The 24,235-nt window shown below is 64.5% G+C and carries 10 protein-coding genes; 2 read left to right on the forward strand and 8 right to left on the reverse strand.

The features are described 5' to 3' along the window. Window positions 1-8 precede the first annotated feature (8 nt). From recD to recC, 3 genes are read right to left on the reverse strand one after another with little or no spacing between them, the layout of a single operon-like run. A complete protein-coding gene (gene recD / locus AT302_RS21400; RefSeq protein WP_058375751.1) occupies window positions 9-2,147 on the reverse strand; it encodes an exodeoxyribonuclease V subunit alpha in 2,139 nt (712 codons plus the stop codon). After that, entirely contained in the window at window positions 2,144-6,115 is a 3,972-nt protein-coding gene (gene recB / locus AT302_RS21405) for an exodeoxyribonuclease V subunit beta (RefSeq protein WP_064674987.1), read from the reverse strand. Before recB ends, recD begins: the two co-directional genes overlap by 4 nt. Then, entirely contained in the window at window positions 6,112-9,516 is a 3,405-nt protein-coding gene (recC, locus tag AT302_RS21410; protein ID WP_058375752.1) for an exodeoxyribonuclease V subunit gamma, read from the reverse strand. Before recC ends, recB begins: the two co-directional genes overlap by 4 nt. Window positions 9,517-9,838: 322 nt before the next feature. Between recC and AT302_RS21415 the strand changes: the two genes are divergently transcribed. Beyond that, window positions 9,839-12,061 (forward strand): FUSC family protein, encoded by a 2,223-nt coding sequence (locus tag AT302_RS21415; protein ID WP_058375753.1) that lies wholly within the window; start codon window positions 9,839-9,841, stop codon window positions 12,059-12,061. Window positions 12,062-12,127: 66 nt separating this feature from the next. Here AT302_RS21415 and AT302_RS21420 read toward each other — a convergent pair whose 3' ends face one another. From AT302_RS21420 to AT302_RS21440, 5 genes are all read right to left on the reverse strand, one after another. Then, a complete protein-coding gene (locus AT302_RS21420) occupies window positions 12,128-12,766 on the reverse strand; it encodes a response regulator (RefSeq protein ID WP_058375754.1) in 639 nt (212 codons plus the stop codon). Between the two features lie 505 nt (window positions 12,767-13,271). Next, window positions 13,272-14,861 (reverse strand): efflux transporter outer membrane subunit, encoded by a 1,590-nt coding sequence (locus AT302_RS21425; protein WP_237171985.1) that lies wholly within the window; start codon window positions 14,859-14,861, stop codon window positions 13,272-13,274. A gap of 169 nt (window positions 14,862-15,030) precedes the next feature. Then, the gene (locus AT302_RS21430) at window positions 15,031-18,183 is read right to left on the reverse strand and encodes a multidrug efflux RND transporter permease subunit (protein WP_058375755.1); all 3,153 of its coding nucleotides are present in this window, start codon (window positions 18,181-18,183) and stop codon (window positions 15,031-15,033) included. Beyond that, complete coding sequence (locus AT302_RS21435) at window positions 18,180-21,341, reverse strand: MdtB/MuxB family multidrug efflux RND transporter permease subunit (RefSeq protein ID WP_058375756.1); 3,162 nt, start codon at window positions 21,339-21,341, stop codon at window positions 18,180-18,182. The genes AT302_RS21430 and AT302_RS21435 overlap by 4 nt, the downstream gene beginning before the upstream one ends. A 128-nt stretch (window positions 21,342-21,469) precedes the next feature. Further along, the gene (locus AT302_RS21440; protein WP_237171986.1) at window positions 21,470-22,843 is read right to left on the reverse strand and encodes an MdtA/MuxA family multidrug efflux RND transporter periplasmic adaptor subunit; all 1,374 of its coding nucleotides are present in this window, start codon (window positions 22,841-22,843) and stop codon (window positions 21,470-21,472) included. A 513-nt stretch (window positions 22,844-23,356) separates the two neighbouring features. Here AT302_RS21440 and AT302_RS21445 point away from each other — a divergent pair. Then, the gene (locus tag AT302_RS21445) at window positions 23,357-24,103 is read left to right on the forward strand and encodes a response regulator (protein ID WP_058375757.1); all 747 of its coding nucleotides are present in this window, start codon (window positions 23,357-23,359) and stop codon (window positions 24,101-24,103) included. The last annotated feature ends 132 nt before the right edge of the window (window positions 24,104-24,235 follow it).

Below are 24,235 nucleotides of genomic sequence, written 5' to 3' on the forward strand. Positions count from 1 at the left end.
GGTGCGGGTCACGAAGGCGTCGCCTCGATGACCTGCGCCAACCGATCGGTCAATCCACCGTCTCGCTGCGTCGGACGCAGAATCGCCGACGCAATGACCTGCCACGGCGCATACAGCCACGCCTGACGGCGAGCACGGGTCACGCCCGTGTAGATCAACTCGCGCGACAACACTCGGCTCGACTGCTCGGGCAGCACGATGGCGACGCGCTCAAACTCCGATCCCTGCGACTTGTGGATCGTCATCGCGAACGCCGTCTCGTGTGCCGGTAAGCTCGCCGGCGAGTACAACCGGTACCCGCCATCCGGGGTGGCAAACGCCACGCGCAACGCGCCGCCCGGCCCGAGCGGCAGCGCGATACCGATATCGCCATTGAACAGATTCAGCGCGTACTCGTTCTGCGTCACGAGCACCGGGCGTCCCGCGAACCAAGCGCCGCCGCCAGCATTGAGTGCAACCCCCGCGCGACGCGCCAGCAATGCGGTGAGTTGCGCGCCAAGGAACTCCACGCCACGGCGTCCACCTCGTGTCGCACACAACACCCGGAACTGACCGAAAGCCGCGAACACCGGCTGCGCCACCATCGCAATGTCACCTGCCGTCGCGGCCCCCGGATCGCCGAGTTGACCGATAAGCGTCACCGCATCGGTCAATGCGTCGAGGTAAGCCCCATACCCGTCCGCCAGCGCATTGAGATTGGCGGCAGAAAGCTGCACGCCGCCGTCTTCACTGAGACTGACACGGTCGGAGGCTGCCGCCGATACCGATGCAGACGCCTGCGCGGACGCCGCTAGGGACGGCGACGTCATCGACGCACGCCCATGCCCCGATGCCAGTACGCGCTCTGCACTTTCCGTCGTGAACTCCTTGCGTGCGTCGGCCACACGCCCCGTCTTGATTGCCGTTGCCAGTCGACCGATCGCCGAGTTTTCACCGAAACGGTAAGTCCGTTCGAGCCAGACCACGGCATCCTCCAACCCGCGCGACACTCCGGCCGGGGCGTTTGGCGCGAGCGGTCCGTGTGCGGGCGGCGATCCCTTCGGCCAATCCAGCGCCTGCAACAACCGCCCTCGCATATCGACGGAAAACGCGCGTTTGGCACTCAGCTCACCGAACACCGCACCAGCTTCCACGGCGGCCAGTTGGTCCTTGTCGCCCAGCAGAATCAATCGCGCGCCCTCAGGCACCGCTTCCAGCAACTGCGTGGCCATCGACAAATCGATCATCGAGGCTTCATCAACAACGATCAGGTCGTAAGGCAGCGGGTTGCCCGCGTGATGGCGAAAGCGCCGACCGACCTGCTCTGCCGATTCGGGCAGCACCCCCAGCAGGCGGTGGAGCGTCAGCGCCGCCTCCGGCAAGGCTTGCCGGACAGCTTCAGGCAGATCCTGACGGGCAGTAAGCGCTTCCTGCATCCGTTGCGCCGCTTTGCCCGTGGGGGCCGCCAGCGCCACCCGAAGATTGGCGTCGCGTTCGAGCAGACACGCGAGCAGACCCACCACGGTTGTCGTCTTGCCGGTGCCCGGTCCGCCGCTGAGCACTACCAGCGAGCGTTGCAGCGCCAAAGCGGCTGCCGCCATCTGCCAGTTCGGTTCGGGCTGGCCATCGGAAGCAGTGGATGAGGCAAGCACGCCCTCACCGAAATACTTGCGCAACCGTTCGCGATCCTGCGCCGTCACTTCTGTCGTCTCCGACGTGGCCAGCTTGCGGCCAAGCGCCGCCGCGAGGCGCGCTTCGTACACGTAGTAACGCGCCAGATAGAGGCGGTCTTGTTCGTCGAGCAACAGCGGCCACGCGTCGGACTGCGCGTCGCTGGCCAGCACGGCGGCAAGATTGGCCGGCGCGCATAGGCCGCTGGCAAAAAGGGCGTCGCGCCACACCGACAGTGATGGCGAATCGTCGGGGAACAACTCACCGCTGGCCTGGGCATCGAGAAAATTGTCGAGCGGCACACAGACATGCCCTTCGGCGGTCGCCAGACTCACGGCCAGTGCCGCGCGCCAGACGTAGCGGCACGTCGACTCGTTCGCGCCGCGCCCGCGTGCGAGCATCGTCATGCGACGGGCGAAACCCTGCGCGAGTCTTACCACGCCGGTGTCGGCTTGCGCGGACCCGGCGGGGTCGTTCAGGTTGAGGACCTCACTCATGCGCGGCCCCCCTCGGTATCGCTCGCAGCATCGGGATCATCGCCATCCCCGCCAAATTCACCGTCGCGGCCATCGAGCGCCAATGCCTCGGCGAGCGCCACGTTCTCGCCAGCGGCAAACAGCCGATCAAGGGCATCGACCATCTCGCGCGCCGGCTTGTCGAAATAGACGCCCGGCACATGGTCTTCCAGCCGGTTGGCCTCGGCCCAGTCGGGACGCACGCCACGCACGAAGAGATAGAGACTTCCCGCCATATCGCGGTCGTAATCGTAGTCGGGCAGACGGCGTCGCAAATAGCGATGCAGCGCCAGCGTGTAGAGCAGGTATTGCAAGTGGTAACCGTGTTCCGCCATCGCCTCGCGCAGGCCGTCTGGTCCGTAGTTCTCGGGAGCCGTGCCCAGATAGTTGGACTTCCAATCGAGAATCCACCACTGCTTGCCGTGGCGGAACACCAGATCGATGAAGCCTTTGAGATAGCCGCGCAGCACCGTGGCATCGAGCGGCAGATCCGGATAACCGAACTGCCGCAGCAAACCACGCAGCGCATCGAGCGACACGGCGTCGGCCGGGTACGTGAACTCCATTTCCGTAAGCCGCTCGGTCATGGCCACATCCGAGAGATGCAAGCCGGGTCGCAGCGGGGTATTCAACGTGTCGCCCAGCATGCTCATCATCATGGCGCGCCACAAGTCGTTCTGTTCCGCCCCGCGTCCTGGCGGACGCTCGCGCAAGGCACGTGTGACCGCCTGCGGCCATTGGCCGCGCGCGGTGAAATCGGCCAGTTCGAACACACGGTGCAAGCTCTCGCCCGCTGCCGGGCCGCGTGGAAATCGCAAAATGTCGTCGGGGGGCGGCCAAGTGTCGTCGCCTTCGGGCGGCAAGGCGAACGTCGGCCCCGCATTGGCTTGCGCGTCGTAGTCCGGACGCGTGCGCTCAGGCGCACTCAGTTGCCCGCCACCCAACTGCGGCCCGGCATGCATGCCGGCCAGCAGACCGGAGAAGCTCCCAATGCGCCACACCTCGCGCAACGCGCGCGTGCTCGTGCGAGTGGAGAGTTCGGGCGGCGCATCGTGTCCGATACGCTCCCCGTTCACCAAGGCGTCGCCCACCGGCAAGGGAATCACGTTAACGGGGCCACCGGCGAGCGCCTTCCATGCGGTACGAATTGCGTCGACGCGGGCGTCGGCGTCGACGCTTGGCGAAATCCAGTCGTCGAAGGCAGTCCCCTGCCCGGCGGCCAGCCAGTTGAGCATGCCGCCGCAGGCCTCTTTCACGCTGCGGCGCGACGTGTAGATTCCCGCAGCAAGATAGCAACGGTAGACCGCGCGGGTCAGCGCAACGTACAACAGCCGCGCCTGTTCGGCCGACTGCTCGCGGCGCAGCGCACCGTGCGCAGGCGAACCTTTCGCGCCCGCCTCGGTAAAGTCGATGACTGCGTTCGGCCCGTCGTGATACTCCAGACCGTCGAGGCTGCCGCTGTCACGCACGGCGCCATCCCACAGGAACGGACAAAACACGACGCCGTATTCCAGCCCCTTCGACTTGTGGACCGTCACGATCTGCACGAGATTCTGATCGGACTCGAGACGCAACTGCGCGTCTTCACCGCCGCTGGCATTACGTTGCGACGCGAGCCAGCGCAGCAGTGCCGGCATGCCCGGTTGCTCGGCCCAACGGGCTTGCGCCAACTCAGCTAGGTGCATGAAGTTGGTGAGCCGCCGCTCGCCGCCTGCCTGCGCAACCAGACGCGCCGCCAGCCCCAACTCGCGCATGAGCGTGCGCCACATGGCGGAGAAGCCTCGCTCGATCCACAACTGCCGGTAGCGTTGCAGCCGCTCGATCCATGCAATCGCCTCGGCGTCGGACGCTTCGCTCGTCTGCATCCGGAACAACGCCGAGGCATCCAGTCCGAACAATTCAGTCGCGAGCGCAGCCCGCAACGCACGCACGTCACCCGGTGATTCGACGGCACGCAATACACGCAATAGCGTTTCAGCCTCATCGCTGGCAAACACCGAGTCTTGCGTGAGTTCGACGCTGCCCACCGCATGCTCGGCGAGCATGGCCTTCATCAGCGCACCCTGCCGATGGGTTTGCACGATGACGGCAATATCGCCCGGCGCCAGCGCGCGCTCACCGATCAGGACATCGCCTCGCGACGCGCCGCAGAGCAACCGCGCGACTTCTGCCGCAGTAGCACGTGCGCACGCTTGCTGGGCCTCATCCTTGGAGAGCGGTCCGTCCCCTTTGCCTTGCTCGCTGCCCTCGCCTTCCGGCAACCACCAGACCGTGAAGTCTGCGACGGTGCGCGCGTCGGACAACGGCGGGCGCGCGCGCTGCCCCGGGCGCACGGGTGGATACACCAGACCGTCGAGCACAAACGCGCGCTCATTGGCCCCAAACAGGCGATTCCCCGCTTGAATGATCGCGGGCGTCGAGCGTTGATTGACCGCAAGCGTGTATGCCGCATCGGCATTCTCACGAGCGGCCAGATACGTGTGCAGATCCGCCGCACGGAAGCTGTAGATGGCCTGCTTCGGATCGCCCACCATAAACATCGGACCGCTCTTCACGCGTCCAGTGGCGTCGCCTTCGTTACTGACTTCACCCCCATCGCGGCCATCGACGGCGTTCCCGTCCGTCAGCGCCGAACCCGCGCGGTACACCGCATTGAAGATGGCGAATTGCAGCGGGTCAGTATCCTGAAACTCGTCGATCAGTGCGCACGGGTAGCGCGTGCGCAGGGCGTCGGCCAGATCGGGATGCTGCGTCAACGCGCGCGCGATGTTGCCCAGCAAATCGTCGAACGACACGACGCGGAGTTCGCGTTTGCGCTGCGCCAGTTGATCGGGGGCCTCGTTCAGCCACGCACGCAGGATACGAAGCCACGCCATCGCGTAGCGCTCGTCGGCGTCGGCGCGCGCCTTCACCAGCACGTCGGCCAGCCCGAAGAAGCGATGATCCGGGGGCGTCTCCCCTTTCTTGATGTCCTTGGCCAAGCGCGTCGTCGTGAGCAGTTCCGCCTTGGTGTTGAGCAGTGCGCCGACGTCACCGGCGCTCAGATACCGCTGCCACGCGGAGACTGCCTGCGCCAGCGACGCCTCGTGATAAATGTTTTTCTTGAGCGATGGCAGCGCCTTGCCCATCAACTCAGCAATGCCCTGCGCCTCGGCCTCCCAGCACTCGCGGGCAATGGCATACGTTTCGAGCAGGGCCGCATCAGCGGCAGTCGAGGCCTCTGCGCGCACGGCGGCAGGCCAGCGCAGCGTCGACATCGGTTTTTTCAACCGCCGTGCCAACTGGTCGGTCAATGTGCCCGGCGAGCGTTTGCGATCGACCAGCCACGCGGCAAACCCATCGTCTTGCGCGGCCAGCGGCTCCACCACGCGACGCCAGAATTCGACCGCCAGATCGTGACGCACGCCGTTGTCGTCCGGCACCAGTTCGTAGGCAAACGGCAAGCCTGCCGCGAACGGCACTTCGGCAAGCGCTCGCTGGCAAAAGCCGTGAATCGTATGGATCGACGCCTGATCGAAGCCGCGCAGTGCCGCTTGCAGGCACTCGCGAATCTGCTTCACAGACATCTCGCCGCGCTCGATCAACCCGGCGATCATCACGGTAAAGAGCGGATCGCTACTCGCGTTAGGATCGTAGTCAGGGAAATCGTCGTCCCGGTCATCCCCGCCCTCCCCGCCCTCACCCTCGCCCGCTTCGTCCTCGCCGAACATTGGCGCGATGGCCGCGACCAAGTCCGACAGCCGTCCACGAATACGCTCGCGCAGTTCGGCCGTTGCCGCGTTGGTGAACGTCACCACGAGGATTTGCTCGACAGTAAGACTCTTCTCGAGCAGGAGACGCACATACAGGGCGCAAATGTTCCACGTCTTGCCGGTGCCGGCCGACGCTTCGATCAGGCAAACGCCATCGAGATCGCAGTGGAATACGTCGAGGTCGATAAGCTGCGTCATGCGCCCTCCACGAGTTCGAGATGGGCGACCAACGGGCCAAAAACGGTATTCGCAAGCAGGTCGAAAGGTGCCGCCAGCGGGTCTTCCACGCCTCGCCACACCAGCCGGGTGTACGGGTCGTCGGCATCGCCACGGGCGAACGCCGAGCCCTCCCATTGGCTTTCGGCGTCGCTGCGCTTGCCGGTGCTCGCGAGCTTCCATGCACTGCGAGCGAAGAATGGCAGCGGCCGCGTCTGCCCCAGCCGGTATAGCGCCACCAACTCGCCGAGCAACGTTGCGGCATCCGCCACCGGGCGCAGCGCGAACGTCTCGTCCTCGCCGTACCAGAGCGTGCGTGCTGCGATGTCCAGACCCGCATGCGCCGGTTGCTGCAAGTGGGCGCACAGCGCGAGGTGAGACAACCACGCCGCCAGCAGGTCGCTCGGACGCATGCTGCCGTAGCGGTACATCACGAGGCCGTAACGCGACACGGGCGCTAACCGCCCCTGCAACAGACACGGTGCCGACAATGTGGCATCACCATGCCATTCGGCCTGCGTCGCCTGCTGCCACGTGGCAGGCAATGCCGGGGCGAGCGGCAGCATCGTCAGGATCTCTTGCGTGCCTTCCGCCTGCGCTTCGCGCACTTGCGACGCCAAGGCCCGAAGCCCGCCCAGTTCGCGTCGACGCCACACAGCGCCCGTCGCCCCGCCGGGCAATTCGTGACTGACCAGCGCAATGCGCTCGATGGCGTCGGTTCGTGTCCGGGCATCGCCACCGTCCTCGCGCAACAGACGCGGCAGGAGCCGGGCAGCCAGTGCGTCGCGGCCTGCCCAGTCGAGCACGAACGGCTCATCGTCTTCGACCTCGGTGAGCACATCGCCAAGCGACAGCCCCAACCGGTCGCGCGACCACGCCCGCCCGGGATGGCGCCAGAACCGCAGCAAGTCGTCCAGCGTGAGGTGGGTTTGCGCAACCGCTGGCAGCGCCTCGGACACGAACGGCGTTGCCTCCGTCTCCGGTACCGGCGCCGCCAGTTGTGCCGCCAGTTGCCGCGCGGCTTCCCCGTTGGACACATCGTAGCTATAGAGCGACGCGTGCTGCCCGTCGAAATACGCGGGCGAGAACGGTTGCAGCGGATGCAGCACGACGAGTCGCTCGCGTGCCTCGCGCTGGTCATCGACGTGGAAACCTTGCGACGCCGGGGCCAGCAGTTGTCCCGTGAAATCCAGCAGTTCGTCCACGGCGGTCGACGGCGGCAACGGGGCGTTATCGCGCACGCTGCGTCCCGTGTAAGTCATCAGGAATCGATCCTGCGCGCACAGCAGCAGATCGAGAAAGAGATTGCGCTCATCGTCGCGACGCTGCCGGTCACCGCGTTGCGGCAACACGCGCATCAAATCGAATTCATCGGCACGCACGCGCCCGGGCAGCACACCGTCGTCCATGCCGAGCATGCACACCACCCGGTAAGGCAGCGAGCGCAAGCTGGGAATTGCCGCGAACGTGACGCGCCCCGAGGGCACCCCGCCACGTGTCGGGTCGTCCAGCGCATCAGCCAACACGCGCGCGACAACTTCCACCGGCACCTGCACCGCCGGAGCGCCGTCGGCAATCGCCGAACCGATCTGCTCGATCGCCATGCGCACTTCCGCCACGTCGTCGGCAAAGCGCGCATCGTCCGAGAAGAATTGTTCCAGCATGGCCAAAAGCTGATCACGCCATGCCAGCCCGGTGCGCTCGGTTTGCAGGGCGACTGCCGTGGCATCGAGATCATCGATCAGACGCGCCAGTTCCCCCAGCAACTCCGCACGCCCGCCTTCGATGCCTCCGATCGGCAGCCAATCGTCGACCGGCAACGCATCGTCCGGCAACGCATAACCGAGGAACAGCCGCATCATCGCGTCGCCCAGCGTGTGGCGCTCCAGTGCGGGCGTACCGTTCGCCACGTCCGATGCCTTTGCCTGCGCGCCCTGCGCTTCGAGGCGCAGCAATGCGTCGCCGCGCCAGCCACGGCGCGCGCCCGCCGCATGCAGCCAGTTCTGAATCGAATCGAGCACGTTGCCGCCGAGGTCATAGCGCTGCGCCACCGCCTCCGTGCGCGCCAGTTCCACGAGATCGGACGCCGCCACGCGCAGTTGCGGCAACGCCAGAATCGACGCGAACGCCCGGGCGACCGGGTTAGTGCGCGTGGGCGGCAGCCCAGTCACCAGATACGGAATGCGGGGCGTTGCCGTGCCGAACACGGCATCGATCAGCGGCGCCGCTTTGCCGAGGTCCGGCACCGTGATCAGCACATCGTCGGGCCGAAGGTCCGGAATCTCGTCAAAGCAGGCCAGCAACCGGTCGTGAAGGACCTCGATCTGGCGCGCGAGGCTGTGACAGACATGCACTTCCACGGAGCCGTCGGCGCCCACGCCGTCGGGCGCCCCGTAGCGGCCATCGTCGAGCGTGAGAATACCGTTTTGCAGCGCAGCGAGCAGTGTCGGCGCGGTATTCGGCTGGAACAGCGCCCGATCTTCCACCGCCTGCTGGGCAAGATCGGCGTAGAGCGCGTCGATGTGCGACTGGGTCTGGCGGCCCCACTCGGCCAGCAACGGATGCCCGACTTCCCGGTGAGCCGTTCCGTCGCGTCGCTTGAGATACGAGAGCCGGGACGGCGGCACGATATCGAACCAATAGCTCTCGCACGGGTTGAGCACGTACAGATGCACGTCGATCAGGCGCGACATCGCCTTGAGCATCACCATCGAGAGCGGCGGCATCGAGGAGAGTGCAAACACCGAGACGCGCGCGGGCCAGCCCGATGGCAGCGTTTGCGGCGTCAGTTGCTCGATCTGGTCGATGGCGCGCAGCGTCGGGTGCCGTTCGCGAATATCGAGATGCTGCAACGCCCGCCGCCACAACTCGCTCTGCCAAGCTTCGTCGTCACGCTGAACATCGCCCCAGCCGGCGGCCCCATGGGTCGGAATCGTGTCGCCCGTCTGCCAGCGTTCGAGCCAGTTCGGCCGGTAGGTCAGATATTGGTCGTAAATGTGCGCCAGCCGGTCGGCCAGCTCAAAGCGCATGACGTCGTCCGCCTCGGACAAATAGCCTGCCAGCCGGGGCGACGCCTTCACCCACGGCTGGGCGAGACACTGGTAAAGCGGCCAGACGAGCCGGTCGGGCGCGAAGGGCGAACTCTCGGGCACCGTCAGCAGCTTGCCCGCCATGTCCCACAGCCATTGCGCCAGATAGGCCAGCCGAACGTTGGCGCACACGCCGAACACGTCGGCGTAGTCCAGTTCGAGCCGGCGGCGCACCGCCACACTTGGCACGACGATGGTTTCCGAATGCATCGGGTCACCCGGCGCCTGTGCGAGATCGCGCAGCAGGGCAGCTTCGAGCGTAGTGAACCGGTTCGAGAAGAATAAGTGGAGCATGCGGGCGTGGCGACCTGATGGGACGGAAGGCTTAAGGGCCGGGGGTGATAAAGCAATGACCAAGGATCAAGGATCAAAGGCCAAAGCGACCAAGGAAACCCACGGCTGAGCGACTGTTCGCAAGCATAACAAAAGGGCCGCGCCGAGGCCCATCGGAGCCATCCGAAAAGCCGGACCTGTCGGGGTCACAGCACAGCCGGGCAGGTCGTGTAACCGGCAGTATCCCCTCTTCGCGCTACGCGGGCGTTGGGCTAGACTCCTGTCTGCGCCGCGCGCTACCCGCGCACGGCCGGCTTTGCAGCGGAACCCTCGCACCCGACGCATGGACTACCAGACCGATATCAAGAAGTTCTTATATAGCCACTATTTTTTCACCGGCACCCGGCAGGCAGTGGGTGTCGTCTTGCCCGCGCTCGTGCTGTTCTGGGGGCTCGATCAGCACCTGCTCGGCATCGAGGTCGCCTCCGGGGCGTTGTGCGCCAGCGTCGTCGACATCAACGGCCCCCTGCGTCACAAGCACACCGAACTGCTGAGTTGCACGCTGCTCGGCGCGCTGACGGTATTGATTACCGGCATGGCGACCGCCGCCCAGCCGTGGCAGCTCTGGCTCACCACGCTGATTCTCACGTTCGGCCTGTCGATGCTCGTGGTCTATGGCTTTCGCGCCTCGCTGGTGAGTTTTGCCTGTCTGATGATGATGGTGCTCAACGTCGAGGCCGATCTCACCCGGCATCAGGCCGTGCTCGACGCCGGGGCCGTGTTGATCGGCGGGCTCTGGTACACCTATTTCAGTCTGGTGGTGTGCCGTGTCTGGTGGTTTCGCATCGAACAGCAAACACTCGCCGAGTGTTTTTTCGTCACGGCGCAGTATCTCGAAGCCAAGGCGGCGTTCTACGACTCGTCGACCGATATCGACGATTGCTACCGCAAGTTGATCGCCGCACAGGTCAATGTGGTCGAGAAGCAGCAGGCCGCGCGCGAGATCATTCTGCGCAACCTGCCCCGGCTGCGCATCGGCAAGCTGGAACCCCGCCGCACGATGCTGTTCAATCTGTTCATCAACATCGTCGACCTGCACGAGGTCGTGGTGTCGGTGCACACCGACTACCCGATGCTGCGCCGCGAGTTCGCCAATGAAGACGTGCTCGTGTTCTTCCGCGACATGATTCGCAAGATCGCCGTCGAGGTCGATGCCATCGGCTACGCCATTGCCACCAACGAGCCGTCACGGGCGCAGCGCAGCTGGCGCGCGGAATTTCGTGCCATTGAGTACGAAATCGAACTGATGCGAAAACAGCAGTTGCCGCAGCGCGCGCCCGAGGCCTATCAGGCCGTGACCAGCACTTTCCGCCGGGTGTGGAGCGCCACGCGGGTGCTCGAACGCATGCATCGCAACACGAATATCGCCACGGCCGCCTCCGCCACGGAGATGCAGATCGATCAGGCGCTGTTGCGGTTCACCTCGCGGCAGAGCTTCTCGCCCAAGCTGCTGCGCAAGAACCTCACGTTCTCGTCACCGAGTTTTCGCCACGCGCTACGGGTGACGATCGCCATCACGGCTGGGCTCATCATCTGCGAGAACTGGTCACTGCTTGCGGGCCAGGCGCACAGTTACTGGGTACTGCTCACGATCATCGTGATCTTGAAGCCCGGCTTCAGCCTGACGAAGCAGAAAAACGCCCAGCGTCTCACCGGCACGCTCGTGGGGTGCGTGAGCGTGCTCGTCATCCTGTCGTTTGTGCACAAGCCGTGGGTGCTGTTCGCACTGATGTTCTTCTGCATGGTGATGGGCAACAGTCTTTCGCTCTTCAACTACGGCTTGTCCGTGGTGTTCATGTCGTCGTATGTGCTGCTGCTGTTCCACTTTCTGCTGCCGGGTTCGTTGTCGGTGGTGGGCGAGCGCGCCATCGACACGTTGATCGGTTCGGGCGTCGCGCTGGTGTGCTCCTACTTGTTCCCCTACTGGGAATACCGCCTGATGGGGCCGCTGATCCGGCAGGCCGTGCAATCGACCCGTGCCTATCTCGAGTCGTGCGCCGGTCGCGAAGGCAAGCGCGACGATCTTGCCTATCGCATGGCACGCAAGGACATGCACATCGCGTTCGGGAATTTTGGGGCGGCCTTCAAGCGGATGATGCTTGAGCCCAAGTCGAAGCAGGTGTCCGTGGGCGAGCTTAACGACCTGCTGGTGCAGAACCATGTGATGGCGTCGTACATCACTGGCATGTCGGATGTGTTGCCGCGTCAGATTGCCGCCGACAAGAGTGGCGAACTGGGGCAAGTCGTGTCGGCCATCAGCGACTTGCTGTCGCAAGCGGTGGCAGCCCCGGCCGCGTCAGTGCCGACCGACGCGCAGGCCGCCAGCGAGGCCATGCGTGACTACACGCGGCGTCTCGACGCGCTCGTCGTTGCGCAGGAGCAGCAGCCCGACGCGCCCGACGCCAATGTGCAGGAACTCAAGCAGGTGGTGCATCAACTGAAGCAAATGCTCCGCGCGGGCGAGCTGATTCTGCGCGATATGCGAGGAATCCGCCTGCCCGCGTGAGCCTGAAGGGTGGTGTGTGGGGGGCACGGGAAGCATGACGCGTGAAGTTTTAGATGTGAGCCGGCATCAGGTGATGCCGGTGCGCGTGGCGTAGTGATAGAGATCGACGTCACGATCGAGCCCGAGCTTGCGCATCGCGTTGGTCTTCTGTGAACTGACGGTCTTGACGCTGCGGCTCAGCTTGAAGGCAATTTCGCTGATCGTGAGCCCCGAAACGAAGAGCCGCACCACCTCCACCTCACGCCCCGAGAGTTTCGAAGCATCGGCTTCGGCATCGTCGGCGACCGAGTCGTGCAATCGCGTGGCCAACCCGGCAGGAATGTAGCGGCTGCCGTCGGCCACCACGCACACGATGTCGGCAATGGAACTCTGCTCGTCGAGTTTCGAGAGGATCGAGTGCACCCCCAGCTTGAGCATACCGCGCAGAATCGCCAGATTCTCCAGCATCGTGACGACGATGATCTTGATGGTAGGGAAGTACCGACGAACATAGCCGATGAGAAATAGCCCGTCTTTGAAGTGACCGCCGGGCATCGAAAAATCGGTCACGAGAATGTCGCACGGCGACTTGGCTAACAGGCTGACCAGCTCCGACGAGTTGGCCGCCTCCCCGACCAGTTGAATCATCTCCCGCTCTTCCAGCAAACGGCGAATTCCGTAACGCACAATCGGATGGTCATCTGCGACCACGACATTGATTGTCATCGCTGCCCCCTCCTTTGTTCATCATCTGGCAGAACTGCCGTGGCAGCACGGCGCTTCGTGCCTGCCATCGCAGCGAAGTGGGAACATTCTGGCAAAACGATTCGGCCCTCCTCGCTGGGAGATCACCCATAGACAATTCACTCGGGCACCCTTGCTACGCACTGTGGTCAACGCGCGAGACGCCCGGCCACTGCCTCATAGCGAGGTAACTTCATGCGAAAGGCTTGAACGCGCTCGCTTGAACGTGAAATCCCTCACGCCCGTCGCCGCCACCTTTGTGCTACTCGCGTCACACCGGCTCGGACAATTCGTAGCAGCGGCTTCCATGATTCCGAGAGCGAAGTTCGGAAATAGCTCAAACACCAACTCGCCAATCGGTGATCGGCCCCCGCAGATGCTCGGAAACGGCGCAATCAGCGGTGCCCGCACATGACGGTACGTGGCAGCGCGCTGGAATGAAAAACGCCGCGCTAGGCGCGGCGTTCAACGATGGCATCGGTACGAATCAGCCGGCTGACGCGCCGGAAGCCACACCGGGTGCGCCCGGTGCCACTGGTGCCACTGGTGCGTCGGGCGTATCCGTGGCAGCCGGTCCGCCGTCCTCAGGTGGCAAACCGTGCCAGCCGCCGCCCAGCGCCGTCACCAGCAGCACGTTGGCCGTGAACTGCCGCCCGAGAATCGTCAGCGACGTACGTTCCGTGCTGTACGCAGTGGCTTGCGCAGTCAACACGTTCTGGAAGCTGACGGTGCCCGCCTTGTACTGATTCAGGATGAGTTGTGCCGCCTCGCGCGACGACTGTACGGCCTGCGTCTGCACGGTCGCCTCGCGGCCCAGATAGTTCAAGGCCGCCAGATTGTCTTCGACCGACTGGAACGCCGTGAGCACCGTTTGACGATAAGTCGCCACCTGCGCGTCGTACGCCGCGATGGCCGCGTCGGTTTGTGCGCGGCGCAGACCGCCGTCGAACAGCGTCGCCGCCAGTGCCGGCCCGACCGACCAGAAGCGGCTCGGCAGCGTCAGCCAGTTGGCAAAGCTGCTGCTCTGGAAACCACCGGAAGCCGAGAGCGAGAGCGCGGGGAAGAACGCCGCTTTCGCCACGCCGATCTTCGCATTGGCCGAAGCCACTGCACGTTCGGCCGCAGCGATGTCCGGACGACGCTCCAGCAGTTGCGACGGCAACGCGCCCGGCACGCTCGGCAATGCCGCCCGCAACGGCGCCACCGTCAGCGAGAACGCCGCCGGCGCCTTGCCGACCAGCAGCGCGATGGCGTGCTCAAGCTGTGCCCGCGTGACTTCAATGTCTATCGCCGACGCCTGCGCCGACTGCAATTGCGTCTGCGCCTGAATCACGTCGGAGCGCTGCGCCACGCCCACCGCGTATTGGTTCTGCGTGAGCTTGAGCGTCTGCTCGTAGGCCGCGACCGTCCGGTCGAGCAATGCCTTCTGGGCGTCGGTCACCCGCAGATCGAAGTAGTTCTGCGCCAGCAACGCTTGCGCCGACAGGCGCGCATTGGCCAGATCGGCGGCACTCGCTGCCGCGCTAGCATCGCCCGATTCGACCGAACGGCGCACGCTGCCCCAGATATCCGGCTCCCAGCTGGCCGTCCCCGACAGGCTGTAGCTGTTCGAAATGCCGCCCGCGCCCGAGCCGCTCACGGCCGTGTTGCTCACGCGCGAGCTGCTGCGCGTCAGGCTGGAATTGGCGCCGATCGTCGGGAAGAACGCCGAGCGGGCCTGCGAGGCCACTGCCAGTGCCTGACGGTAGTTGGCCTCGGCGACCTTGATGTTCTGGTTGTTGACCTCGACCTGCGCCATCAGGTCGTTCAGCACCGTGTCCTGATAGATCGTCCACCACTCGCCCTTGGCGGCGGCGTCGTTCGGCTCCGCCAGCTTCCAGTCGCCGGTTTCCTTGAAGGCGGCCGGGGTGTCCATCTCCGGGCGCACGTAGTCGGGCCCGACGGCGCACCCCGCCAGCCAGAGCACGGCGCTCGCGGCGAGAAACGCAGCCGTACGGCGCGTGCGCAACGATGCACCGGCTCGCCCCACAGCGGGGTGACGGGCAGTGTTGACTTGACGATTCAGGGTACGAGGCATGGCACGGGTCGGCCCATCGGCCGAGACAGGAGAGTCAGATTCGGAAAAGATCGCGACGGCGGCACGCGCCATGGCCGGCATCGGCAGCCAGCAAAGCGAACCAAGCGGACGAAGTGAACGAAGTGGACGAAGCGGACGCAGCGAAAGCAGCGGTCGATTGAAGCGGCGATCAGCCATGGCCCACCTCCACGTCGCCGTGGCCGCGCGCACGCCAGCGCGCCCAGCGCAAGCGCACCCGGTCGAGATACAGGTACACCACCGGCGTCGTATAAAGCGTGAGCACCTGACTCACGAGCAGACCGCCGACGATCGAGATACCCAGCGGCTGGCGCAATTCTGCGCCATCGCCCGTCCCCAATGCGAGCGGAATGGCACCGAGCATGGCCGCCATCGTCGTCATCATGATCGGGCGGAAACGCAGCACGCAGGCATGGTAGATGGCATCGCGCGGCGCCATGTTCTGGCGCCGCTCAGCATCGAGCGCGAAGTCGATCATCATGATCGCGTTCTTCTTCACGATACCGATCAGCAGAATCACACCGATGAGCGCAATGATGCTGAACTCCGTGTTGAAGAGCAGCAGCGCCAGCAATGCGCCTACGCCCGCCGAGGGCAGCGTCGACAGAATGGTGAGCGGGTGGATGTAGCTTTCATAAAGCACGCCCAGCACGATATACACGGTGAGCAACGCCGTCAGAATCAGGAACGGCTGCGACGACAGCGCCGACTGGAACGCCTGCGCCGTGCCCTGAAAACTGCCATGCACCGACGTCGGCATGCCCAGACGCGCCACCGCATCGTTGACCGCGGCCTGCCCCTGCGAGAGCGACACGCCCGGCGGCAGGTTGAACGAGATCGTGCTCGCGGCAAACTGCCCTTGGTGCGAAACCCCCAGCGCCGTATTCGTCGGCCGATATTTCGCAAACGACGACAGTGGCACTTGCGCACCCGCAGAGGTCACCACGTAGATGTCTTTCAGCGACTCGGGGCTCTGCCACCACTGCGGGGCGACTTCCATCACCACTTTGTACTGATTGAGCGGGTTGTAGATGGTCGACACCTGCCGCTGGCCGAACGCGTCGTTCAGCACGTTGTCGATCTGACTCATCGACAAGCCCAGCCGCGACGCCTGATCGCGATCGACGTCGAGCGTGGTTTGCAGCCCCTTGTCCTGCTGATCGGTGTTCACATCGGCCAGTATCGGCAGTCGCGAGAGCGCGTTACGCACCTTCGGCTCCCACTCGCGCAACTGCTGCAAGTCGTCGGCCTGCAACGTGTATTGATACTGCGCGTTGCTGGAGCGCCCGCCCACCCGGATGTCCTGCACCGATTGCAGATAGAGCTGCGCGCCCGGCTCCTTGGCCAGCTTGATCCGCAGACGCGCAATGATCTGGTCGGCCGAGAGCTTGCGCTCGGACAACGGCTTCAACGTGACGAACATCGAGCCGCCGTTGCGATTCGAGCCACCGGTAAAGCCGGTCACCGTCGCCACGGCCGGGTCGGCCTGCACGATCTTGATGAAGTCGGCGAGCTTCTTTTCCATCGCCTGGAACGAGATCGCCTGATCGGCCTGAATGAAGCCGATCATCCGGCCAGTGTCCTGCTGCGGGAAGAAACCCTTGGGCACCACCGTATAGAGCCAGACGTTCAGGACGATGGTCGCGAACAGAATCCCCAGCATCAGCGGTCCGTGGCGCAACGCCCACGACAGCGACCGCTCGTACTCGCGCAACATGCCGTCGAACATGCGCTCGGTCCAGTTGCCCATGCGTGTCCAGATCGAGGGCCGGCGCGGCGGCTCGGTCGCGAGCGGGGCCGCGCCTTCGGGCACGCCCGGCGCCGCGCGCCCTTTGAGCAGACGCGCGCACATCATCGGTGTGGTCGTGAGCGACACCACCAGCGAGACCATGATGGCCGCCGAGAGCGTGACCGCAAACTCGCGGAACAGCCGCCCGACAATCCCACCCATGAGCAGCAGCGGGATGAACACGGCCACCAGCGAAATACTCATCGACAGCACCGTGAAGCCCACTTCGCGCGTGCCTTTGAGCGCTGCCGCGAAGGGACTCAGCCCTTCTTCAATATGCCGCGAGATGTTCTCAAGCACGACGATGGCGTCATCGACCACGAAGCCCGTCGCCACGGTCAGCGCCATGAGCGAGAGATTGTCGAGGCTGAAGCCGCACAAATACATCACGCCAAACGTGCCGATCAGCGAGACCGGCACGGCCACGCTCGGAATCAGCGTCGCACGCCAGTTGCGCAGGAAGACGAACACCACCCCGATCACGAGCGCGATGGAGATCAGCAGCGTGCGCTCCACTTCGCGCAGCGACGCACGAATGGTCGGCGTGCGGTCCATCACCACGTCGAGATTGATCGCAGCGGGAATAGACGCACGCAGGTTCGGCAGAATCGCGTTGATGCCGTCGACCGTCTGGATGATGTTGGCACCCGGCTGGGTCGTGATGATGAGCAGCACCGACGGCTTACCGTTGGCTGAGCCCGCGTTACGCAGATCCTGCACCGAGTCGACCACGTCCGCGATGTCGGAAAGCCGCACCGGCCGGCCGTTCTGATAACTGACGATGACGGGCAGATACTCCTTGGCCGTCTTCGCCTGATCGTTGGCCAGAATCTGCCAACGGCGGTCGCCATCTTCGAGCGCGCCCTTCGGCCGGTTGGCATTCACCGATTGAATCGCCGTGCGCACCGACTCGATAGGAATCTGATACTTGTTGAGCGCCGTCGGGTTGAGTTCGACACGCACCGCCGGCAGCGAACTGCCCCCCACGGTGACGTCGCCCACGCCTTCCAACTGCGAAATCTTTTGCGCGAGGATCGTCGACGCCGCGTCGTACATCTGCCCGCGCGTCAGGCTCTCGGACGTGAGCGCAATGATCATCACCGGCGCACTGGCCGGGTTCACCTTGCGGTACGTCGGGTTGCTCGGCAGACCGGTGGGCAGCAGGCTGCGGGCCGCGTTGATGGCCGCCTGCACGTCGCGCGCCGCACCGTTGATGTCGCGGCTCAGGTCGAATTGCAGCGTAATGCGCGCCGACCCGAGCGAACTGTTCGAGGTCATTTCGGTCACGCCGGCGATACGGCCAAGCGAGCGTTCGAGAGGCGTCGCCACGCTCGCCGCCATCGTCTCGGGGCTGGCGCCCGGCAGCGAGGCCGATACCGAGATGGTCGGAAAGTCGACCTGCGGCAGCGGCGACACCGGCAGCAGCCCGAAGGCGACAATGCCCGCGAGCGTAACGCCGATGGTCAGCAGGACAGTGGCGACCGAGCGCCGGATGAAGACAGACGACAGGTTCATCGCGTCTGACCGTCCGGGGTGTCGCTGACGGCATGGCCGCCATGGTCGCCGTGATTGCCATCATCCGACGGGCCGAAGCGCCGCTCGCGCCAGGCCCGCGCACGCATGGCCAAACGATCGAACCACAGGTAGATCACCGGCGTGGTGAAGAGCGTGAGCACCTGACTGACCATCAGGCCGCCGACCATCGTGATACCGAGCGGCTGACGCAGCTCGGAGCCCACGCCCGAACCCAGCATCAGCGGCAACGCGCCGAGTACGGCAGCCATCGTCGTCATCAGAATCGGGCGGAAGCGCAGCAGACACGCCTGATAGATCGCCTCGCGCGGCGCCATACCGTGCTCGCGCTCGGCCTCCAGCGCGAAGTCGATCATCATGATGGCGTTCTTCTTGACGATACCGATCAGCAAGATGATGCCGATGATCGCGATGATGCTGATGTCGTTGCCCGAGACCATCAGTGCGAGCAACGCGCCCACGCCCGCCGACGGCAGCGTCGACAGAATGGTGATCGGGTGGATATAGCTCTCGTAGAGCACGCCCAGCACGATGTACATCGTCACCACGGCGGCGAGAATCAGCCACAACGTGTTCGAGAGCGACGCCTGGAACGCCTGCGCCGCGCCCTGGAAGGTGGTCTGCGTGCTGATCGGCAGGCCGATGGACGCTTCGGCTTCGGTAATCGCCTTGACGGCGTCCCCGAGCGACGCGCCCTTCGCAAGGTTGAACGAAATCGTCGCGGACGGGAACTGGCTCTGGTGGTTGATTGCGAGCGGCGTGGGCTTCTCGGTAATCGTCGCGAACGACGACATCGGCACCTGCACGCCGGTGTTCGACGCCACGTAGATACTCTTCAACGCATCGGGGCCGCGCTGGAAGTCGGAGGACACCTCGAGCACCACGCGATACTGCGACGCCTGCGTGTAAATCGTCGAAATCAGCCGCTGGCCAAACGCGCTGTACAGCGTCTGGTCGACGGCCGCGGGGGTCACGCCAAGGCGGCTGGCCGTGTCGCGATCGATCTCCACATACGCTTGCAAACCGTTGACCTGCAAGTCGCTCGTCACGTCGGCCAGCAACGGCACATGTTTGAGCTTCTCGACGAGTTTGGGCACCCAGATGCCCAGCGTGTCCAGACTCGGGTCCTGCAATGTGAATTGATATTGCGTACGGCTGATGCGGTCTTCGATCGTCAGATCCTGCACCGGCTGCATGTACAGCGCGATGCCCGGCACGTGCTCCAGCTCCGGCTGCAAACGGCGAATGACGGCCGAGGCATCGAGCCCGCGCACGTCCTTGTCTTTCAGATTGATGAGCAAGCGGCCGCTGTTGAGCGTGGCGTTCACCCCGTCGACACCGATGAACGACGACACCGATTCGACCGCCGGATCTTTGAGCACTTCATTCACGAGCGCCAGTTGACGCTCACCCATGGCGGCGAACGAAATCGACTGCGGCGCTTCCGAAATCCCCTGAATCACCCCCGTGTCCTGCACCGGGAAGAAGCCCTTGGGCACCCACATATAGAGCAGCACCGTGAGCACGAGCGTGCCAAGCGCGACGAACAGCGTCGCAGTCTGACGGTCGAGCACCCACGTGAGCCATTCGCCGTACTTGGCGATGATGCGGTCGAACATCTCGCCGGTCTTGCGGTAGAACTTGCCCTGCTTCTCTTCCGGCACATGGCGCAGCAGCTTCGCGCACATCATCGGCGTGAGCGTCAGAGAGACGACCGCAGAAATCAGGATCGAGACCGCCAGCGTGACGGCAAACTCGCGGAACAACCGGCCCACTACGTCGCCCATGAACAGCAGCGGAATCAGCACGGCGATCAGCGAGAAGGTCAGCGAAATAATCGTGAAGCCGATCTGCTCGGCGCCCTTGAGCGCCGCCTGAAGCGGCTTTTCGCCCTGCTCCAGATAGCGCGTGATGTTCTCGATCATCACGATGGCATCGTCGACGACGAAACCCGTGGCAATCGTCAACGCCATGAGCGTGAGGTTGTTGATCGAGAAGCCCGCGAGATACATCACGCCGAATGTGCCGATCAGCGAGAGCGGCACCGCCACGCTCGGAATGATGGTGGCCGAGACGTTGCGCAGGAAGACGAAGATCACCATCACCACCAGCGCGACGGCGAGCACCAGTTCGAATTGCACGTCGGCGACCGACGCGCGAATCGTCGTCGTACGGTCGGTCAGCAGCTTCATGTCGACGCTGCCGGGCAGCGCACCCTGCAACTGCGGCAGCAGTGCCTTGACCTTGTTGACCGTCTCGATCACGTTGGCGCCCGGCTGGCGCTGCACGTTCACGACGATGGCCGGCGTGGTGTCGGCCCACGCGGCGAGCTTGGTGTTCTCTGCGCCGTCGATCACGTCGGCGATGTCGGACAGACGAATCGGGCCGCCGTTCTTGTAAGCGATGACGAGATTGCGATATTCATCCGCCGACGCCAGTTGGTCGTTGGCGTCGATGGTCGAGGCACGCAGCGGGCCGTCGAAACTCCCCTTGGCCTGATTGACGTTGGCTGCTGCGATCGACGTGCGCACGTCTTCGATGTTCAGGCCATACGACGTAATAGCACGCGGGTTGACCTGAATACGCACCGCCGGACGCTGCCCGCCCGAAATGCTCACGAGGCCAATGCCGGGCAACTGCGAGATCTTCTGCGCCACGCGCGTGTCGACCAGATCCTCCAGCTTGGGCAGCGGCATGGTCTTCGACATGATCGCCAGCGTGATGATCGGGGTGTCCGCCGGGTTGACCTTGTTATAGATCGGCGGCATCGGCAGGTCGCTCGGCAGCAGGTTGCTGGCGCTATTGATGGCGGCCTGCACCTCCTGCTCAGCAACGTCGAGCCCGAGATCGAGCGAGAACTGCAAGGTGATCACCGAGGCGCCGCCCGAACTCGTCGACGACATCTGGTTGAGGCCCGGCATCTGGCCGAACTGACGCTCAAGCGGTGCCGTGACCGAAGACGTCATCACATCCGGACTCGCGCCCGGATAGAGCGTGACGACCTGAATAGTCGGGTAGTCGACTTCCGGCAGTGCCGAGATCGGCAACAGCCGGTAGGCGACAAAACCGGCGAGCAGAATCGCCAGCATCAGCAGCGATGTGGCAACCGGTCGGAGAATAAACGGGCGGGACGGATTCATTGGCAGCGTCGGGGGAGCATCTCTATGGGCGGCGTGCAAGCGGGCACCGGCATGGGCGCCGTGCCCGCGTATTCGATCAGCGGGTTCAGCAGGGGCGGCAAGGGCAGCAGGCTCACGCTCGCCGCACCTTACTGCCCCGGACGGCGATGGCTGCCATTGCTATTGCGCTTCTCGCCCGGCTGGCGCGGTGCGGTGGCCGCCGCACGGCTCTCGGCAGTGATCACCTCCACCTTGGCGCCGTCGCGCAGCTTGTCCATGCCGTCGATCACGAGCTTCTCGCCCGGCTCGATGCCCGACTCGACCGCGACGTTGGTGCCGTCGGTCGGTCCGAGCTTCACGGTCTTGAGCTTGACGGTCTGGTCGGCCTGCACGGCATACACGAAGCTGCCCTGCGTGCCGCGCTGCACGGCCGCGCTCGGCACGAGCGTTGCATCCTTGAGCGTATCGACCAGCATCTTCACGTTGACGAACTGGTTCGGGAACAGCATGCCTTCGGTATTGGCAAACGCCGCCTTGAGCTTGACGGTGCCCGTCGTCGTATCGATCTGGTTGTCGATGGAGGCGAGTTTGCCGCTGGCCAGCTTGATCTTGCCCGCCCGGTCGAATGCCTCGACCGGCAGCGCCTCACCGGCACGCGTGCGCTTGACCACGCGCGGCAGGTTGTCTTCGGGAATCGTGTACACGACCGTGATGGGCGTGACTTCGTTGATGATCACGATGCCGTTGGTGTCGGACGCGTGGATGATATTGCCCGGGTCCACCTGACGCAGGCCGGCCAGTCCCGAGACCGGCGCGGTGACGCTGGCGTAGTTCAATTGCAGGCGGGCGTTGTCCAACTGGCCCTGATCGGACTTGACCGTGCCTTCATATTGTTTGACGAGCGCGCGCTGGGTATCCACGGTCTGCGCGGCAATCGAGTCCTGCTTGAGCAGCGTCTCGTAGCGCGCCAGATCGAGCTGCGCATTCTTGAGCAGCGCCTGATCGTGGGCGAGTTGGCCTTCCTGCTGGGTCACCACGACCTGGAACGGCCGCGGGTCGATCTCGGCGAGCAACTGGCCTTCCTTGACCATGTCGCCTTCCTTGAAGTGCACCTTCATCAACTGACCGTCCACGCGCGAATGCACGATGACGCTGCGCGTCGGGGTCACGGTGCCAAGGCCGTTGAGGAACACGGGCAGGTCGCCCTTCTTCGCGTCCACCGCCGTCACCGGCGTGGCCGGCATGCCCCCAGCGCCGGCCATACCGGCGGGCGGGCCGCCGCGACGGCCACCCTGCTGGGCAGGCCCTTGGGCGTTCTGGGCCTGTAGGCGGTAGTAAACACCGCCTGCGATCAACACCAGAATCAACCCGATCACGCCCGGCACGAGCCAGCGGCGCTTGCGCGAGGCCGGTGGGGTTGCCCCCATGTCGCGGCGCGCCCCGGCTGCGGGGGACGTGGGCGGCACTGACGAACGACCGGAATCGTTCGGTTGGTCGGAACCGTGGGGACCGTGCTCGGTCATGACTTCCTCGTTACAACGGAGTGTTTAGCGGATTCGTCCGGTGCGGACGACGTTATTTTTCTGATTGCTGCGGCGCGGCAAGCTGGCCCGGCGGGGTTCCCCGCCCCTATGCCTCGCCGAAATCGGTGGATCAGCATAGCAGACGGACGTGACACCTTTGTGGGGCAGGACCAAAAAGCGCTTTATGCCGTAAGGGACCCGGTACGCGGGAGATGGTTCGCTGTCTGGCGATGCTTCGCAGACCTGCTTATTCCCGCGTGCCGCGCCTCGCAGTGCCTGACCGCAGCGTTCTCCTCGGCCACTTGCGAAAGGCCTGCAAGGCGAGAAAGTGCGGTTGGGTGTGCATGGAAGTGGTGATGCGCAGACAGTGCGAAGCTTAAATGATGTTCGTGGAAGTGCGCGGATTTCGTGCGCTGACGGCACAGGCTCTATTATTACGCATGATTACAGGTGACCAACACTGTAATGCCCGGAAACAAAACGCGTGCAAAGCCGCACGGGGAGGCCACTATCATGACGACACAACCTGTCAGAACGAATATGAAGATTCTTGTTGTCGACGACGATCCCGATCTGCGTGACCTGCTGCGTGAATATCTCAGCCGTCACGGCTTCTCTGTTGCTGTCATGCACGATGGCGACGGGCTAGCTGCGCGCCTCGAACGAGAGCGCCCTGCGCTGATCGTGCTCGACCTGATGATGCCGAAGGTCGACGGTCTGACGGCGCTGCGCGATCTGCGCGCACGCAACGACGACGTGCCGGTCATTTTGCTCACGGCACGCAGCGACGAAATCGACCGCATCGTCGGGCTCGAGATCGGTGCCGACGACTATCTCGGCAAGCCGTTCAGCCCGCGCGAGTTGCTCGCCCGTATCAACGCAGTGCTGCGCCGGCGCAAGTCGCCCGACGCCGCCGTGCCCGAGCAGCGCGAGAACTACACGTTTGGTCCGTTCGTACTCGACTTTCGCAGCCGCACGCTCACGCGCGATGCGCAGTTGCTCACGCTGTCCGACGGTGAGTACGGGTTGCTGCGCCTGTTGGTCAATCACGCCATGCAGGTGCTCTCGCGTGAACGCATCATCGAATTGCTTTACGGCGCCGACAGCGACGTGAACGATCGCGGCATCGACGTGCAGATCTGGCGCTTGCGCCGCCTGCTCGACGAAGACGCTCAGAGCCCGCGCTTTATCCAGACCGTGCGCGGGCGCGGTTACATCTTTGTACCCGACGGCCAGCGGGCCGATATGGCAGCCGGCTGATGCGCCGGGGCCCGGGTCGGTTGTTATACCGGCGTCGTACGCTATTTCCCGAAGCCTTTCGTTGGAAGGGCTTCGCTTACCGGTCTGGCAAGGACTCCGGCAATGCTGGCAATGCTGTTAACCCCGGGCCAC

The sequence above is a fragment of the Pandoraea norimbergensis genome, from assembly GCF_001465545.3.
GTDB lineage: Bacteria > Pseudomonadota > Gammaproteobacteria > Burkholderiales > Burkholderiaceae > Pandoraea > Pandoraea norimbergensis.

What these genes read in the sequence shown, in the direction of transcription:
- recD (WP_058375751.1), bottom strand. Translation starts at nt 2,147, where the DNA reads ATGAGTGAGGTCCTCAACCTGAACGACCCCGCCGGGTCCGCGCAAGCC.
- recB (WP_064674987.1), bottom strand. Translation starts at nt 6,115, where the DNA reads ATGACGCAGCTTATCGACCTCGACGTATTCCACTGCGATCTCGATGGC.
- recC (WP_058375752.1), bottom strand. Translation starts at nt 9,516, where the DNA reads ATGCTCCACTTATTCTTCTCGAACCGGTTCACTACGCTCGAAGCTGCC.
- AT302_RS21415 (WP_058375753.1), top strand. Translation starts at nt 9,839, where the DNA reads ATGGACTACCAGACCGATATCAAGAAGTTCTTATATAGCCACTATTTT.
- AT302_RS21420 (WP_058375754.1), bottom strand. Translation starts at nt 12,766, where the DNA reads ATGACAATCAATGTCGTGGTCGCAGATGACCATCCGATTGTGCGTTAC.
- AT302_RS21425 (WP_237171985.1), bottom strand. Translation starts at nt 14,861, where the DNA reads ATGCCTCGTACCCTGAATCGTCAAGTCAACACTGCCCGTCACCCCGCT.
- AT302_RS21430 (WP_058375755.1), bottom strand. Translation starts at nt 18,183, where the DNA reads ATGAACCTGTCGTCTGTCTTCATCCGGCGCTCGGTCGCCACTGTCCTG.
- AT302_RS21435 (WP_058375756.1), bottom strand. Translation starts at nt 21,341, where the DNA reads ATGAATCCGTCCCGCCCGTTTATTCTCCGACCGGTTGCCACATCGCTG.
- AT302_RS21440 (WP_237171986.1), bottom strand. Translation starts at nt 22,843, where the DNA reads ATGACCGAGCACGGTCCCCACGGTTCCGACCAACCGAACGATTCCGGT.
- AT302_RS21445 (WP_058375757.1), top strand. Translation starts at nt 23,357, where the DNA reads ATGACGACACAACCTGTCAGAACGAATATGAAGATTCTTGTTGTCGAC.